At 38.9% G+C, this 18,461-nt stretch carries 7 protein-coding genes, 1 tRNA gene and 1 pseudogene; 6 read left to right on the forward strand and 3 right to left on the reverse strand.

The genetic code is table 11. From position 1 onward, the window contains the following. Positions 1 to 4 precede the first annotated feature (4 nt). The 3 genes from WDV74_RS14075 to WDV74_RS14085 all read left to right on the forward strand — a co-directional run bounded on the left by WDV74_RS14075 (position 5) and on the right by WDV74_RS14085 (position 3,561). Positions 5 to 577 carry a transcriptional regulator gene (locus WDV74_RS14075; RefSeq protein ID WP_338883418.1) on the forward strand — a complete coding sequence of 191 codons (573 nt, stop codon included), beginning with the start codon at positions 5 to 7 and terminating at the stop codon, positions 575 to 577. A 129-nt stretch (positions 578 to 706) separates the two neighbouring features. Then, positions 707 to 782 (forward strand) — tRNA-Phe (locus WDV74_RS14080). Positions 783 to 2,391: 1,609 nt separating this feature from the next. Continuing rightward, the gene (locus WDV74_RS14085) at positions 2,392 to 3,561 is read left to right on the forward strand and encodes an MFS transporter (RefSeq protein WP_338883419.1); all 1,170 of its coding nucleotides are present in this window, start codon (positions 2,392 to 2,394) and stop codon (positions 3,559 to 3,561) included. A 221-nt stretch (positions 3,562 to 3,782) separates the two neighbouring features. On the opposite strand, the gene WDV74_RS14090 is transcribed toward WDV74_RS14085, so the two are convergent. From WDV74_RS14090 to WDV74_RS14100, 3 genes and pseudogenes are all read right to left on the reverse strand, one after another. Then, positions 3,783 to 5,096, reverse strand: a complete 1,314-nt coding sequence (locus WDV74_RS14090) for a sodium-dependent transporter (protein WP_338883421.1) — start codon at positions 5,094 to 5,096, stop codon at positions 3,783 to 3,785. A 38-nt stretch (positions 5,097 to 5,134) separates the two neighbouring features. Beyond that, positions 5,135 to 5,254: pseudogene (locus tag WDV74_RS14095) on the reverse strand (branched-chain amino acid transport system II carrier protein); the annotation flags it as partial. Between the two features lie 1,544 nt (positions 5,255 to 6,798). Then, positions 6,799 to 7,995, reverse strand: a complete 1,197-nt coding sequence (locus WDV74_RS14100) for an MFS transporter (RefSeq protein WP_338883422.1) — start codon at positions 7,993 to 7,995, stop codon at positions 6,799 to 6,801. Between the two features lie 148 nt (positions 7,996 to 8,143). Between WDV74_RS14100 and WDV74_RS14105 the strand changes: the two genes are divergently transcribed. From WDV74_RS14105 to WDV74_RS14115, 3 genes are all read left to right on the forward strand, one after another. Beyond that, entirely contained in the window at positions 8,144 to 8,731 is a 588-nt protein-coding gene (locus tag WDV74_RS14105; protein ID WP_338883423.1) for a TetR/AcrR family transcriptional regulator, read from the forward strand. Positions 8,732 to 9,834: 1,103 nt separating this feature from the next. Continuing rightward, complete coding sequence (locus WDV74_RS14110; RefSeq protein WP_338883425.1) at positions 9,835 to 17,001, forward strand: amino acid adenylation domain-containing protein; 7,167 nt, start codon at positions 9,835 to 9,837, stop codon at positions 16,999 to 17,001. Then, a complete protein-coding gene (locus WDV74_RS14115; RefSeq protein WP_338883426.1) occupies positions 16,998 to 18,197 on the forward strand; it encodes an FAD-dependent monooxygenase in 1,200 nt (399 codons plus the stop codon). The genes WDV74_RS14110 and WDV74_RS14115 overlap by 4 nt, the downstream gene beginning before the upstream one ends. Positions 18,198 to 18,461 lie beyond the last annotated feature (264 nt).

Below are 18,461 nucleotides of genomic sequence, written 5' to 3' on the forward strand. Positions count from 1 at the left end.
CACCGTGCAACGTGAATATGTGCTTAGCCATGTCCTGAACTTATTAGAGCAACATGGCCTGTCAGCGACACTGGAGACGCTTTTAGCCTCTATCGATATTGATATCAACCATATAAAACATTTTTGGCCTGATCGTGAAGCCTTACTCTACGACTGCCTGCGCCATCACAGCCAGCAAATTGAAATCTGGCAGCGCCAAACTCTATTGGATGAAGGCCTAAGCCCTGAGCAAAAATTACTGGCACGCTACGACGCTCTCAAAGAAAAAGTACAAGAACAGCGTTATCCTGGCTGCCTGTTTATTGCTGCTTGCAGCGCATTTCCTGACACCAACCATCCAATCCACCAATTAGCAGAATTACAAAAACAGAACTCTTTCCATTACACGGAAGAATTATTACAACAACTTGATATTGACGATAGCAAGCAAGTCGCTCAACAGATGGAACTTATCCTTGAGGGGTGTCTGAGTAGGCTATTAGTGAAAAGAGATTTTGAAGATGTGATCACTGCGAAAATTCTGGCTCAAGATATTCTAACCATCGCAAAATGCCGAAAAAATGGGGCATTAAGTTAATAAAAAACGGCATTAGCTGAATAACCACACTGAATTGGTATAAAAATAAAGCAAGCAATCAATTTTTATCGTTTTTTTGCAAAAAGTGTTTGACGGATTAGGATGAATACGGTTTAATGCGCCCCGTTAGCCCGGATAGCTCAGTCGGTAGAGCAGGGGATTGAAAATCCCCGTGTCGGTGGTTCGATTCCGCCTCCGGGCACCACTTCAACTTCCAGTGAAGTCCAGCCCAGTCAAACAATTTCTGTCAAACCCAGCAAAATCAACACCCTTTCTTATTTTTAGGTCTAGTTTCGTCTGTTGCAAATCAAGATGCAACGAAGGGCATAATTCGGGGCACTTACTGTTTGATTCAGCCAGTTTTTAGCTCCGGTCAAAGCCGTTGATGAATAGGGCAATCATGATATCACCCAGCGATTACGGCAATATGTCACTACTATCATACGCTACGCCGTCCAAAACGATATTCTGGAGTCCAACCCAGCTAATGATATGGCCAGGCACTCACTACCACGAAATCCCGCCACCATTCTACTCTGCCTCATGAATATTTACCTGATTTCCTGAGCCATTTATCTGCCTATAGCGGTGGTGCTGCTGACGTTTGTCCACTCCAATGAAGTGAGATTTGCCCACTGACAGGAAATCGACTTTCAAAATGCCATCTGGAAAATTTCCGCTACACGAAAACCCATCTAAAAGCGTTCGCTTTTCTGAACGTTGCATGAAAATGAAAACCGATCACCTTGAGCCGCTTAACCATCAGGCTGCTTTACTTATCAAAGAGTTACACATCGAGCACCAGTTAAGCCATATCGAACGAAACAACATCCGGGCAGCGTACATTCTACATCCAAACATTTCATCTAGACGAACGGCAGCTGATAGTACAATGGTGGGCAGAATTATCTGGGTGCTAAACGAGAAAAGTCAATCACCCCTTATGACTTTGTCAAACCACTTCGCGACAGAATGGTGAGGATATTACATCACTGGTTATAGTTGACAGGCCACGCGATCCGGTTGAAGAGGAGGACATCGGGCATATATCCAATAAAACAGATAACCATGCGGTATTATGGCCGTGTATTCGGTCACGTGCCGCCCTGAAAGGACCTTGTATGTTCCCTTGTCCGTTGATTTAAAAGCAATGGGTATGAATATGAAGAATTCCAGCCGTTGGTTAACCAAGTTAAAGAAAGACGGACTGATTAGCCTTCGTACCTGAAGTCTATATTCACTTTCATCTTTTCAACATCCACTGTCACTATACAGCCTGACCAATGAGGAGATCACCCCAAATGAATATTTTCTACAAAAAATTGTCTTAGTGAAACTAGATGGTGTCCCTTAATTATATAATCACCGACAAAAGAGTCGAATACAGCCTAATTTCACCATAGACAGGTAGTTTCATGTATAGCCTTTTCGTAACATGTTGCGATACGCTGGTTACCTTTGAGAAAACTAAAATAGCGTTTGATGTAAAACGTATGAAATATTAACTTAGCCTCATTTTCTGCACATAAAATATCTGCTCCCAAAGGGAGTTAGACACTTTATATCAACTCTCGCGATAAAAATATTGCTTTATCTCCCTTCATTGTTGGGTTGGCGGTGGACATGGACGAGGTCTACGCTCTGGTATTCTTAATATCCCAGGTATAGTAGGATTTGGTTGTGTAGTTGTAATTAAAACGAAATAAGCTATGTTTTCCTTCATTTAAAAGAAGCAATAAATAAACTAAGGTCTATGGTCCCAAGAACATTCAATTCTTAGTGATATTGGGTATATATAGGATAGGATTTGATTTATGCGAACGACATCAGCACTTTTTCTCCTCTTCGGCACGACTTTTACTGCAGGTGGATATGGAGCAACTTTCTTAATTTCTGAATTTTTTCGGGCACAGGGAGGGAGTGATATTGACGCAGGAATGACACTGAGTGTGGCTTTAATCGGCACGTTGATTGGTGTTCCTTTAGTTGGATGGTTTGCTGGGAGGCTGGAATCATCGCGTTTCGCAGCCTTAGCTGCTTTATCTGTATCGTGTGGTTATTTTCTTCTCAGTTGTTCCGCTGGTGATCTGAGTTACATACCACGTATAGGGGCTTTTTTGATTGGCCTCGGTTGGGGTATGTTCTATATCAGCGGGCCAATGGCTTTGTCTGAACGTATTTCTGATGCAGATAGGGGATACTGGTTTACACGTTTCAGTGCTTTCCAGATGGCAGGAATTTGTGGTAGCCCAATTATACTCTCTATCATTGTTGAACAAGTAAAAATACCTATCCTAACAGCATTTCTCCTTGTTGGTATTATTGCTATTTTTGCATCTCTATTTTTAATGACATTTGGATTTAGAGAGCCACACGATCAACAAGAATTATCATTAAGACCTTGGGTAAAGAATATATCGAAGATTGCGGCCACGAGTGCAATCCGTCCGATTATTATGGTAGGGTTAGGAGGCTGCGTGTTCTCTGGCATGATGTCGTTCCAGAGTTCAATAGTAGAAGGAACAAACTCAAGCGCCAATACATTTTTTGCTGTTCATGTAGTGACTGTAGTTATATCACGGCTTCTGTTGGCTCGTTATTTATCAACTGTGCCTCGTATTCCTCTTGTCATCACACTTATGTCATTTTTAGTTCTGGGCATAGTATCTTTGTTAGGTATACCTGTTCATTCAATCTTTCAAATTACAGCAGCTATTTTAACAGGTCTTGGATATGGATTAGTATATCCTGTTATCCAAACTTGGGCGATAAACGAATCTGCTCTAGAGCATCGCCATGCAGCTCTTACTTGGTTCGTTGTTTCCTACTTTATTGGGATATTCGGGTTTCCGATAATAGGTGGCTGGATATTAGTTGAAGCTGGGAAATCTTTATTTATCACTACACTCGCTGCGATAGCCTTTCTTGAGCTCGTCATGGCGTTACCGAGGCGACAAGCGGATAGTGTTGTTCTAGAGAAATAAAAAAGGTTCTGTTGTATTAAGAAAGTGAAAATACACTGATCTATTTGGTCACACATTCAATTCGTTGATTGATACTAAACATAGTTTTGATGATGGCCAACGGGCGGTTTTGGTGGATAAACTCGCCCGTTTAAATTTTTACCTAAGTTGTAGCAGTGTTACGACATTGCAGCATCATTCTCTATCAAATAAAAATGAATGAAAAATGATACTTAACATAATCAAATAAGACCGTGTACCAAAATTACCCCGATACATAAAGGTCCAACATATCGCCATATAAACCGTAAACACTGACGCTTCCGCAATGACATATTATCCGGTATTAATGCATTGACCTTACGTGACCAGCCAAATACGAGGCAAATAATAATTCCGAATAATGGCATGAGAACATTGGAAGTAATAAAGTCCAACATGTCGAAGATGGATTTTCCACCTAATGTGACGTGACTTAACGGACCAAAAGATAAGGAAACAGGGATCCCCATCAACATAATCGATGCCGTAACTATTAAGCTGGTTTTACGACGTGACCAATGAAAACGCGTCTGAACATAAGCAACAATGTGCTCAAGTAATGAAATTGCTGAGGTCAGTGCAGCCATTAATAACAATAAAAAGAAAGTGACTGCTAAGATTGAACCACCTGGAAGACTAGCGAAATAAATTGGCATCGTCATAAATGTTAATCCAGGACCCGCATTTGGTTTTAAACCAGCAGCAGCCAAAGCAGGAAAAATCATCAGACCAGCCAATATACAAACCAGACAGGAAAGGATGACAACCCAAATACTCGATTTACCGATGCCTTTGTTATTAGGCAAATAGGAGCTGTACGTAATGTGGATCCCTAACCCGATAGACAGGGAAAAAAATGCCAATCCCAACGCATCTAGAACACCTTTTCCGGTCAAGCTATTGAAGTCTGGATATAAGAATAGTTTTAGCCCTTCTGATGAACCCGGTAAACGGATGCCAACAATAATTAACACTATCATGATCAAGAATAACAGTGGCATCATGACCTTAACTGATTTTTCCAAGCCTTTTTGCACACCAGATAATACCACGAAGCAGGTTAACCCTGAAAATGCCAAATGTGCAATTATCGGCCACCATGGATTGCTGATAAAATTGGTGAAAATAGATGTCAGTTGAGAAACATCTGTAATATTCAGTTCTCCTGTACTTGCCATCACTGTGTAGCCTATGGTCCAACCACCGACAACACTGTAGAAGCTATAGATACACCATGAACTGAATACACCTATAAGGCCAACCCATCCCCAATGTTTACCAAGTAATTTTTTAAACGCATTAACGGCCACTTCACCCGTACTGCTTCCCAGCATGTTTTCAGCTAACAGAACTGCTAATCCAATGACAAAACTAAACAATAAAAATACAACCAAAAATGCTCCACCACCATTCGTTGCTGAAACATACGAGAATTTCCAGATAGCACCAATGCCAACGGCAGATCCGGTTGCTGCTAATATGTGCCCCAGACGGGATGTCCATTGTTGACTCATGCTAACCCCCGAATAGATACAGTGTCAGCACATGTATCATGCTCACCTGCCTGTAGGCCAACCATAGGTGGGAAAAGGATATTTCCTGCCCCGACGAATAGGGCAAAAGTCATAAAGCTCAATACCCAAAGATCTTTAGATGATAAACGGTATGTCATAATAATTGTTAACTTATTGTTGTAAAAAATTTCATATGTAATAGTAACTATCACAACTATTTGAATTTCCAAGGGCGAAACTGGATTCTGATTTAACAATCAGTGATAAACATCATATTCACTGATACTCGCAAGATACAGAACGATAGTGGTAATAACAGCTAGAATCGCCAATAACTTACCCCAAATAAACCTCTTAAGTGCTAAAAGACATGCACCAACACCTCCCCTGCTACTTCATGTGAACCTTTTGGATAAGTGCAACAAACCAACCTGATCCCACACAACACTCTAACAGATTAATGGAGTTATACCCTGTGGGACTCTGTCAGCTCTAAGAAGATTTTATCCCTCTTGGATTGGACTGTAATGCCTAATTCATTGGAAGTTATATCAAAGATATTATCTCCTTATAACCTAAAGCATTAACAGAGAGCACTAATAGGCTTTGCTGTTACTTTCTGAAAACAACAGATCTACTTATGGTTCTTTTTTGAACCAAATTTGTTTATGAAAAGTTCATCTTCGAGCCTTAGACAATAAATAAATATTCATACTCCCGCCCTACTAAAAAACAACACAAATTAAGGGAAAATAAATCCTTTCCATAATATAAATCAAGATAATTAGAGTAGCAAACAAAAAACTGGCAGTGTTAAATAACTTTGATTAAACATGAATGTAATTTTTACTTCAACTTTCAGTAATATTTATATTTGTATTACTGAAATTAGTTATATCAACACAATCAGAGGTATCCTGTTAATATTAGAAAGGTTTCATATAGGTGGAATTAATTATGTATCAGATAAAGATCAATTGCTTGAATACAAGGTGTAATCAAGAATTTTTTACTCATAAGAGATTTTCAAAGACAAAAACTGTAGACATTTACGGCAAAAAGAAAGACATCATAGATATTTTCCTATCTATATTAGCATCAAAAACAGTTATAACAACCATTATATTCCAGATAAAAAACTCATAAACATGAAAAATAGAATCATCAGATCTGATAGAAAACTGACTCAAATATACCAATCTAACTTCAAGATTCATGTGATTTCTCCCCGCAAAGCGGGGAGAAATCAGGTTTCATATCGTGTTGTAAATTGCAGCTTGAAGTTTAATGCGTATATGTGATATTTGTTGCTTGGACATGTACATATATTAAAATCAAACCCCAATTATACTTGAGGATGCTCTAAAGAAATATTTAATAAAATAGTCATACACATGGAAATAAACCACTATGATTAATCCACCTAAAATAGGAAGAATAAACATGGCTCTATTTCGAATCAATAAATATTCATTAAAAAACAAACCAGACATCTATACCAATCTAACTTCAAGATGCCTGTGATTTCTCCCCGTGAAGCGGGGAAAAATCAGGCTTCATACCGTGTCGTAAATGGCAACTTGAAGTTTAATACGTATAGGTGTGAATTAATAGGCTTCCAAGGTGTCCAGAATTATCATGCCACACTACAAAAAACCCTCTGCCAACTAATCTGACAGAGGGTGCACAAGTTTTACGTTAATCAAGATATAGCACGATGTGTACGTATGCGCATAAAACCATACAATGTAACTAAAACCACCCCCAATCCAGCAACCAAAGAAACAATAAATCCACCACTAGCACCATATATATCAACAAATTGCCCCGCCGCTGCGGCTCCAAAAGCCGCTCCTATATTAAGACCAGAAAGTAACCAGGTTAGTCCTTCCGTTAATCTCCTTTCTGGAACCATTCTTTCAACCAATGCCATGGATATGATCATTGTTGGTGCAAAGAATAAACCTGCTATGAAGACAGATATAGATAAACTGAAAATGCTGTTAGCAATTAAAAAAGGAAGAGTAGTCAAAGCGGTAGCCAATCCCCCTATAAGAAGGAGTTGGTGCAATGGAGTCTTTAGCTTAAGTGCACCAAATATCAATCCAGCAAGACAAGAACCTATAGCGTAAACAGATAACACGATACTAGCTGCTGCTGGATGCCCCAATTGCTTAGCAAAAGCAACACTAACTATATCCACAGTACCAACAATAATACCCATAAAGACAAGTAGTAATGCCAGAATCCATACGCCAGAAATTCTAATAACTGAACCTTTTATTTCCTGTGTAACTTTCTGAGTCTCTACAGGCGGTTCTGTACTTCGAAACATAACAAACAAACACACACCTACAGCTAACAGAAGCGCTGACGCAAGTGGTCCCGCTTGTGGAAAAACAGCTATACTTAAACCAACTGATATAGGCGGCCCAGCAATAAACGAAATTTCATCAAATACTGTTTCAAGGGAATAAGCTGTTTGTAGCTGAGGTTGTCCACGATAGATGGCGGTCCAACGGGCACGTACCATAGCGGACATACTAGGCATAAAACCTGCCAGAAAAGCACATAAAAAAAATGTCCAAACAGGAGCATTCCAATACGTACAAGCCAAAAGAGCTAATATACCTAAAACACTTATCACGGTAGCAAGGGGCAACACACGACGCTGACCATAACTATCGACTAAACGAGAAATTTGTGGAGCTACCAATGCATAAGTTAATACAAAAGTTGCTGATACTGCTCCTGCTAATCCGTAGCTACCACTTAGCTGTGATATCATAGTGATGATACCAATTCCCGTCATTGGAAGTGGCATACGAGCCACAAAACCTGCCAAGGAAAATCCCATCGCACCAGATGCCTTGAATAATTCACTATAAGGATTGCTCATATTGCTTCTCATTGTGATAATTGGTTGTACAAAATTTAAGATATCGGCGCATATACATACGCTATGTATGTTAAACAACATATCAACATACTCAACGTATGTCAAAGGGTTACTTCTATACTATTAAATGAATCCTAACGGAGGATAAATGACTCGGCGAACCCGCACAGAAATGATTGAAGAGACTCGCACTAAACTATTGGCCACTGCGCGTCATGCCTTTGGCTCTTTAGGTTATTCTAATACCTCAATGGATGATTTTACTTCCAAAGTAGGGTTAACTCGTGGGGCTTTGTACCATCATTTCGGTGATAAAAAAGGCTTATTAATGGCCGTTGTTGAGCAAATCGATTCAGAAATGGATCAATATCTCCAGTCTATATCTGATAATGCCATTGATTCATGGACTGGATTTCGCGATAGGTGCCGAGCCTACTTAGCAATGTCACTCAACTCAGAGTTTCAACAAATAGTGTTAAGAGATTCAAAAATCATTTTAGGTGATCGGTTTAGAGAATCCCAGGCGCACTGTATTTCATCAATGAGAATCCTTTTGAAAAAAATGGTTCTTGAAAAGAAAATAAAAGATGTTGATACAGAAGTTTTGGCTTGTTTAATAAATGGAAGTTTAGTTGAAGCAGCTTTATGGATTGCTGATGATGTTGATCCAGAAGCTAAACTTTTAAAAACTTTTTCTGCCTTTGACTTATTTCTTGAAGGCTTAAAATGTGATTGATTTTATCCATCATTGATATCATAGACGTCCCTTTTTCAGTGGAAAACAATGTCATTTTTTTGCCAGATTCAGTAAATTTCATAAAAAATCATTATGAATATAACCAACATAGTAAAGATTAACCTTGTCAAAAGTATTTTTCAGGTCTACGTCTGGTTGGAAGGTACCTCAGCTGCTTCTAGAACGTCACCATACATAAATCCGGCGAATTGCCTGTTTTTACTTTCTATACCAATCTAACTTCAAGATGCATGTGATTTCTCCCCGCGAAGCGGGGAGCAATCAGGTTCCATATCGTGTTATGAATTGCAACTTGAAGTTTAATGCGTATAAAACAAGTGAAAAGATGGATGAAAAACAATGACTAAAATTGACTATTTAGCTAACCTGAACTCTGGATAAAAAATTGAACTAAGCGCCTGTTCCAAGATCAGAACTTTTGAACTAAAAACTGCTCTTAATTAAGGAACAGGCATGAATAAATAAATTAAGCCATTTTCTCGACAATGGTTAATAGCTGGCTATCGCCAACGCTCCCGGATGGATAGTTTTTGACTCGATAAATATGCAGGGTAAATACTAAAAACGACCAATCTCCATATAATTATTCAATTTTTGTACAAAGTTACCCCACTGATCTGGTATAAAAAAACACCTTGAATATATAATCTAATTTATTAACAAAAAATATTAGATATATAATTTTACAAATATCATTAAAAAAAGAAAAACCTTTTATTTTATAAAAAAATAATTAGTGAGATAAAATTTATTACTTATTTATATTATAAAAATGAGAGAAAAGTCACCTTGTTAAATTTAATTTACAGTCTAGTCTTATATACCTAATAAAAACTCAATCAATAACAAATGTCACTTGACAAAGTTTGTTGCAATGTGCCAAATTTGTAAGCCACATAATAGATATTATTGGTATATCCACCCAATTAAAAACAATACACCATTAAAATAATAAATATTTTATGACAGTCCAACACTAAGGGACTCGAATGAATAAATCAATGTGATATAAGTCAATAGAGATAGTGCCAAAAATAATTTAATTAACGCATTTCAACTTCCTAATAATGAAACAAATAATTATGAAAAAACCACTAGTTTTATCTCTTACTCAGTATCAAAAAGAAATTTACTATGAAACTCAACGTAACCCAGAAAGTGGTCAATTTACTTTTTCCTCAGCAAGGATATTAAAAGATAATATTCACTTTGAAAAACTTTTTCATTCAATTAATAAGGTAATTAATCATGATGTCACAAGCCGATTACGTATTGTTGAACAATCAGGGATACTGAGCCAACAGATACAAGAGATAACAAAAAATCAAGCTGAACTTATTGATGCTCAAGGAGAGGAGGCTGCTGTAGTCTTCAGTAAATGGTCAGAACGAATTTTTAATCTAGATGACACATCACTCATCGAGGCTGCTCTAATACGAAATCTAAAAAATGGCTGTACTGCTATTTTCCTTCGTGCTCACCATATTGTTTGTGATGGTTGGGGAATAAACCAATTAGCAAAAAAAATTCTCCAAGATTATCAGAATAATGAGATTAATCAGGGAATATCATATGACAACGCTGAAGAATACATCTCAGCAATAACTGAGCAAGAAAAAATTCTCTCACAACCTGAAATAGAACAACAAACAGCAGAGTTGGCTATACTTTCGCAACGCCATGAGCCTATTTTTTTTAATCGAAGAAAGAAAGTTAATCTCCCTCGCTTTATATGCCACCGATATATCTTGGCGAAAGATGAAGTCGTAAAAACTATTTCTCAAGGCATTAATCCCTACCAAGTTGTTATGTCTGCGGTAGCTATTTTATTGTCACAGATACATAATAACACCCAGTTAACAATAGGTGTTCCTCTACGTAACCGCCGTACTAATCAGCTCAATATTGCTGGCCAGTGGGCTAATACATTACCACTTGCTGTTGAAATAAAAGCAAATGACACCCTTATTGCTCTAGCAACCCGTATTAAAAAAGACACCCAAAAACTGAAAAATTTTGAACATATTCCTCTCGGACGTTTGCTTAAATCTATGGGAACAACAAAACGTCAATGGTTCGATGTCACTGTATCCTATAACCAATTACCTATAGAAAATACTTCCGACTGTTCCGATAAAAGCGTAGATAACTATGCAGCGGCACATGAAGATGATGCAATTGCTATCCACATGAATACTTATGGGGAAAATAGTGATGTCATTATTGATATTACTGCTGCTGTAGATATTTTCGATGAAAATTATACCTTTAAAATGTTTTCAGCTTCTTTAGAACGTATTATCAAACAACTTATTGCATCACCAACACAAACTATCTCGGAGGTGAATACCTCTACGGCAGAAGAAGTAGCTCAATTAGCTCTTTTTGAGCAAGGACCCATTACAGAATTCTCGCAACAAGAGACCTTATCAACATTATTCGATGCTCAGGTTTTATTACACGGGAACGCCGTTGCTATTGCAAACTCTGACGGGCATCCCGCACTGACTTATTCTCAGTTCCAAATCCATATAGATAATATGGTTACAGTTTTACTAAAAGAGGGGGTACGGAAAGGGGATATAGTCGCAATATTGATGGATCGTAGCACAGATATGCTAATAGCCATTTTTGCTGTACTAAAATCAGGTGCTGCTTATCTACCTATAGATCCTAATTATCCGCAAGAACGGATTAATTATATGCTGAATGATAGTGGTGTTGGGGTAATCATATCCGACAAAACACATCAATCTTTAGTCGCTAACTCTTATACTGTCATTGATGGTAATAGCATTTCAACTCAAGAAGAACATGTAAAACAACCCAATTTATCTACAGCGGACTCCCTGGCATATATGATTTATACATCAGGCTCCACCGGGCAACCTAAAGGAGTTATGATCGATCATTATTCCGCAGTAAATCGGATTGAATGGATGCAGGAACGTTATCCACTGGATAATACCGATGTCATACTACAAAAAACACCGATTTCATTTGATGTATCCGTCTGGGAATTATTTTGGTGGTCGATTTCTGGGGCATCTGTCCACTTATTACCACCCGGTGCTCATAAAGATCCATTAGAGATAATAAAAGCAATCAGTACACATTATGTGACTACATTGCACTTTGTTCCCTCTATGCTCCAGCCTTTTTTAGATATTTTAGAAGCCGAACCTGAATTAGTAAATAAATTAACTAGCTTACGCCGTGTATTCACCAGCGGTGAAGCTCTTCCTCCGACACGAGTTAATCAGTTTCGTAAAATCTTTTCTACCTTTGGCTTACATGCACCAGCGTTGATCAATCTATATGGCCCAACAGAGGCAACAGTAGACGTATCGTATTTCGAGTTTCTTCCTGAAAATAATGATGTTATTAACCGAGTTCCCATTGGTTTTCCGATCAACAATATTTCACTGAGGATTATGTCTCAGCATGGTACTCGACAACCAATAGGGATTGCGGGTGAACTGCAAATCGGTGGGATTGGATTGGCTCGTGGCTATCACAATAAGCCAGAATTAACCGATGAGAAATTCATTTTAGATAGAGAACAACGCTGGTATCGTACAGGAGATTTAGCAAGATGGTTATCTGACGGTAGTATCGAATATCTAGGAAGAATTGATAATCAAGTAAAAATTAGAGGAAACCGCATTGAATTAGGGGAAGTGCAAAATACTCTCGAACGTATTCCTGGTATTACCCAAGCTGAAGTTTTGCCACAAAAGAACAATAATGGCGATACTTATCTTTGTGCATATTATGTTACAAGTAACCAGAATTTTACTTCCGAGAAACTACGTGAGACTTTACTGGAATTTTTACCCGATTTCATGGTTCCACTGAGATTTTTTCAAGTTCCTTCCATTCCTCTCACCCCAAACGGTAAAGTTGATCGGCAGGCTCTTAGTACATTGGTGAAAGCAGATGATTCGAGTAAACATAATGATGCTCAGACTGAAACTGAATATAAATTGGCAGAAATTTGGAAACAAGTATTAAAGGTTGAACAGCTCAGCGTACAAGATAATTTTTATACACTAGGCGGCGACTCTATCTTAATGCTGAAAGTCCGTTCTGAAGCTGAAAAAGCGGGAATAAGTGTCACTCTTTCTGAATTATCACAATATTTGACAATAGCAGAGTTGAGTCAACAAATTGACATTACTCATAAAGTTCAAAGAACCGTTAATTTACCCCCTTTTACACTAATTGAAGAAAAAGAGCGTGCGAAGCTCTCTCAATATGCTGATGCATTCCCTGCAACTCAGCTCCAACTTGGCCTGATATATCATAGTCAGCAGAGTAAAGGTTCAGCCACCTATAAGGATGTTTTCCGCTATACACTGAAAGGAGAATGGAAACCTGAAATCTTCCGTAAAAGTGTAGCGGCAACTATCCAACGCCATCCTATTCTTCGTTCACACTTTAACCTGGCTGATTTCAGCGAACCCTTGCAACTCATTAATCACAGTATCGATCTTAATCATGCAGTAGAGATTACAGATCTTAGCTCACTTACATTGGCTGAATCTGAGCAACTCATAAAAGAGTACATGAAAAAAAGAAGTCATCAGGACTACCATTTTGATCATGCGCCTTTATATCACATCTGTTTGTTCAAGACTGTAGATGCTATAGAGATGGTATTTAGTTTCCATCATGCCATTCTGGATGGTGGTAGCGTGGCAAATCTAATACGTGAACTATTCTCCCGTTACCTTAATGATGGTATCTATTTTTCTGAAACTGATGTACTTCCATCACCTGCTCTGTATATACAAGATGAACTTTACGCATTACAAGATCAGGAACATAAAATATTCTGGAAGGAAATGTTTAACGGACTTCCCCGAACGCAATTCCCTAGCTACCGATTGTACGAAAGTTTGCCAAAAAATCGGATTTTCACAAAAACAGCAATCATTCCAGAAGAAATCGAAAAAAAACTAAAGGCATTGGTACAACAAGAAAGTGTTTCAATTAAATCGGTTTTCTTTGCTGCACATTGTTTAACTATAGCGATAGTGACTAATCAGGATGAAATCGCAACGGGATTAGTCACCCACGGTAGACCTGATGTACAGAATTCAGAACAAACACTGGGTTTATTTCTCAACACACTGCCCGTTCGCTTCTCTGCATCTAACAAAACATGGAAAGATTGTATCCATTCTGTATTCAGCGCTGAACAACGACATGCGCCATACCGTAAATACCCACTTAATGCTATCCAGCAAGTGGCAGGTGAAGGCGCAAAAATAAATTCCGCCTTCAATTACATTCACTTCCACATATTATCTGAAGTATTTAGCACTCCTGCTTTATCTTTAATCGCATTTGATCCGTGGGAAGAAACTAACTTTGAATTATTACTCAATGTCATGACTGACTTCATCACAGGTCAAAACCATCTACGATGTGATTTTGATGGAAATGTTTTCTCACAAGTGCAAGCTGACACTTATATGGATACCTATATGGCCATATTAAACAGAATGGTCAGCAGTGGTGATCAACGGGCAACACTGAGCCAGCCACTCACACAAAGAAGCAAAGAAATACCATCCCAAGAATTCATATCAACGCTAACGATGATTGTAAAAAATGTACAGGAACAACCTGATGCAATAGCAATTCGTTATCACAACCTGCAATGGAGTTATAAAAAGCTATGGCGAGAATCGGGTAAAATTGCTTCTGCGCTAATTTCCGAGGGGATTGTTCAAAATACGCCTGTAGCTATTGCTCTTGAACGTTCACCTATATTAATTGCCTCTCTGGTTGGTGTGATGAGAGCTGGAGGCGTATGTTTGCCATTGGATCTAAGTTATCCGGCTCAGCGTATTGAAGCTATGGTGGCACAAACTCAGCCAATATTTACTCTTATTGATGATAAATCCGATACGTTATTCAACGTAATGACAATCCCAACAATGAGAGTGGATACGTTAATAAACGGAAATACGCAGATACCAGATATAGAAATAGCTCCTGAGCAGTTGGCTTATTTACTGTTTACATCAGGTTCAACGGGTAAGCCCAAAGGCGTGGCAATGCCACATCGAAGCTTGTCGAATTTGATTACCTGGCAGAATCAAACTCACACTGGTAAGAATATCCGTTCTACCTTGCAGTATGCCCCCCTGAGTTTTGATGTTTCATTTCAGGAAATCTTCTCTACACTTACTTCTGGTGGAGAATTACATCTTATTAGTGAAGATGAGCGACGTGATCCTTTGCAATTACTACGTATTATCAATACCTACCAAATAGAAAGGATCTATTTGCCTTATGTGGCACTTCAGCAATTAGCAGAAACAGCAGTAGCACTGGACATCTACCCAAAAAATCTAAAAGTTGTCATTTCATCAGGTGAACAACTTCGGATCACAGAAGATATTCGTACATTTATTGGCCAAATAAATAACGGTATCTTAGAGAATCAGTATGGCCCTACAGAATCTCATGTAATCACTGCATTTACTATGCAAGGCGATTCAAAGTCTTTCCCTGCACTTCCACCAATTGGTAAAAATATTAACAACTCGGATGTCGTTCTCCTTAACAGTAAATTAGAAGAAGTTTCTTCGGGAGAACAAGGTGAAATTTATGTTCGGGGTTTACCTGTCGCGCTAGGTTATTATCGTCAACCTGAATTAACAGCTGAGCGCTTTATAATACTCAAAAATAGTAATGAACCACTGTATCGCACCGGTGATCTGGGAGTAAAACTTAAGGATGGAAATATTCTCTGTTTAGGTCGCAAAGATACACAAGTTAAAGTCCGTGGTTATCGTATTGAATTGGCAGAAATAGAATTAGCAATATCAAGTACTCCTGGTGCTGACGAAGTACTGAAAGACGTTGCTGTTGTTGTTCAACAGCATGGCGAAAGTGATGGTTTCTTGGTGGCCTTCCTGATTGGGGAAAAAAACGAACTATTTGCTGTGCGCGTACAACAACATTTATCTGAAATACTTCCTAAACACATGCTCCCTTCCCAAATAGAATGGTTGGGATCACTACCTAAAACCCCAAGTGGAAAACGTGATGATGCAGCATTACGTAATATACGGATCATGTATGGGGATAATGATGTCGAGAATACGGCTCCGCGGGACAACTATGAGCAAGTATTATGTGATTTGGCTGCGGACTTGTTGAAAATACCCAGCTTATCTGTTCATCAAAACTTGTTTGATATCGGTGGTACCTCATTGACAGCCATGAGAATGGTTGTTTTGGTAGAAAAATATTTCGGTACCAATATCCCTCTGTCTCTTTTCATTAGTAACCCAACTGTCGCACAGTTAGCAGCACATATCAGAGAAAAAGGAGGATATCCAAAATTCAGTCCTCTTGTTCCCATGCGTACTACAGGCCATAAACAGCCACTGTTTTTTGTCCATCCAATGGGGGGAAATGTATTGTCCTATTTACGATTAGTGAAGCATTTCCCTGAAGATCAACCTTTCTATGCATTGCAGGCTCACGGAGTAGACGCAGGATCTACCCCCTTAATCAGTGTACAAGAACAAGCTGCGAATTATCTGGAAGCCATACGTCAAATCCAGCCACATGGCCCATATTCAATCGGAGGTTGGTCTTATGGTGGATTTGTTGCATTTGAGATGGCACGCCAGTTGAAAGAGCATGGGGAAGAAGTTACCGATCTTTTCGTCTTAGATACGGTTGCTCTTAACACGGAATCTCAGGGAAAAGCGAATGAAGAAGCACTGCTACGATGGTTTTTCTGGGAATTATTGTGGCTTAATGAAGGAGCGACTCTCCCTGAGCAAATTGTACCGGAACATATAACTTCTTTACAGGAACGATTCGAATATATCACTGGGCATGGAATTGCCACAGGAGCAATTCCACAAGGCAGCTCCCGTGCTGTCGTACAAAGATTATTCGATGTGTATAAGACCAATTGGAAAGCAGCTACAGATTATGCTGCCTATAAAGCAGATATCAATATGACTTTATTACATGCGACGCGTCCACTACCAGAAGTTTTACGCTCTATGCATGATGCGATAAAAAGCGAATATCGTGACCCTAAAAATGGCTGGGAAAGCAAGACGACCGGCCATATCAATGTCATTGATGTACCAGGTGATCATTTAGAAATCATGGAAGAACCGTATGTATCTGAAGTTGCGAGAGTTATTCTTCAAGAAATGAATGCCCACGCTAAAGCACAAGTATTGTTAGACTTGGAGGAAGTATGAATCGTCCATTAAAAGTAATCATAGTTGGAGCCGGTATTGGTGGGTTAACAGCGGCTGTAGTATTACAGAAGATTGGCTATTTTGTTGAAGTTTATGAACAAGCTCCCACTTTACGTACAGTAGGTTCTGGTTTATCTGTCATGTCCAATGCCGTTGCGGCTTTATCCTCTATTGGTATTAATCTAAAGTTGGAACATTTTGGCGCACCAATTAAATACTTTGAAATTAGGAACGTCAAAGATCGTTTAATACGTAGATTACCAATACCTGAAATTTCATTTTCTAATGGATTCGATAGTGTTTGTATATCACGTAAAGCATTGCAAGAAGCTCTGCTACAGCAGCTTGATAAAAATATCATACATGTCGGAGCTAAAGTCACTAATATTATTGAGAAGGATGATGGTGTTTCTGTCCATTTTAGTGATGGTAGAGAAACTCATGGAGATTTGCTCATTGGTGCTGACGGAATCTATTCTTTTGTCCGTGATTATATTCAAGGGAATAAACCCATTCGTCCAGCTCATTATATTTGCTGGTTAGCTATTACTCGCTATCAACATCCACAGATCACACCAGGCTACGTTGGCCATTATTGGGGGGCAGGAAAACGAATAGGTTTGATCGATATAGGTGGAGGTGAAGTATATTGGTGGGGGACTGCGAATATGCAAACTGAACAATCCCTCAAATGGAAAGGAAATAATAGAGACATCCTGTCGTATTATAAAGGATGGCCAGCTATTGTTTCCGACATTATCCTACAAACCCCATCCGAAAATATCATTACTGTCCCTGCACAAGATAGGCCGTTTTCACCTCTTTGGGGAAAAGGCAGAATCACTTTATTAGGAGACGCCGCCCATCCTATGCTGACAAGCCTTGGTCAGGGGGCTGGTATGGCTATCGAAGATGCAGCTATTTTGGGACATGTTCTTAGACAACAGTTAGATCCAATTTCTGCTCTGCGTCAATATGAAAAAATTCGTATTCCAAGGGCTGAAATGTTAGTGAATGCATCAAGAATGTTGAGTGAAACTGAACAAGATGATCGTACCTTTCATTGTTTGATAAGGGATCTCTCTTTACGTTTTATGCCAATGATAAAGCTCAGAAAAAATCTCGAAAAATCATTGAATTTTTCGACAGGAAACTTTGATATTCACGCTGATACATCTCTAAATTCCTCCCAGTGAATGTCATGAGCGCATCCCAACCACTTATCAATATTGTGTTGGGATACGCCGTCGCTGTGGGTAATAACGCTGCCCGGCTTGTGTGGCGGTGGTAGGAATGGCGAATAAACTGGCTCGCGCTTATTTGGGCTTTGGTTGCCCATCTGCGGGAATATCAAAAAGATTATACCAGTGTCAGGCCTTATTGAGGCATTTCACTGGTCAACTTTAACTTTTAACCACGAGGATGAATGCAGGAAAAATTGCTGAGGCAAGAGTCATGAT

Source organism: Xenorhabdus sp. TH1, from assembly GCF_037260955.1.
GTDB lineage: Bacteria > Pseudomonadota > Gammaproteobacteria > Enterobacterales > Enterobacteriaceae > Xenorhabdus > Xenorhabdus griffiniae.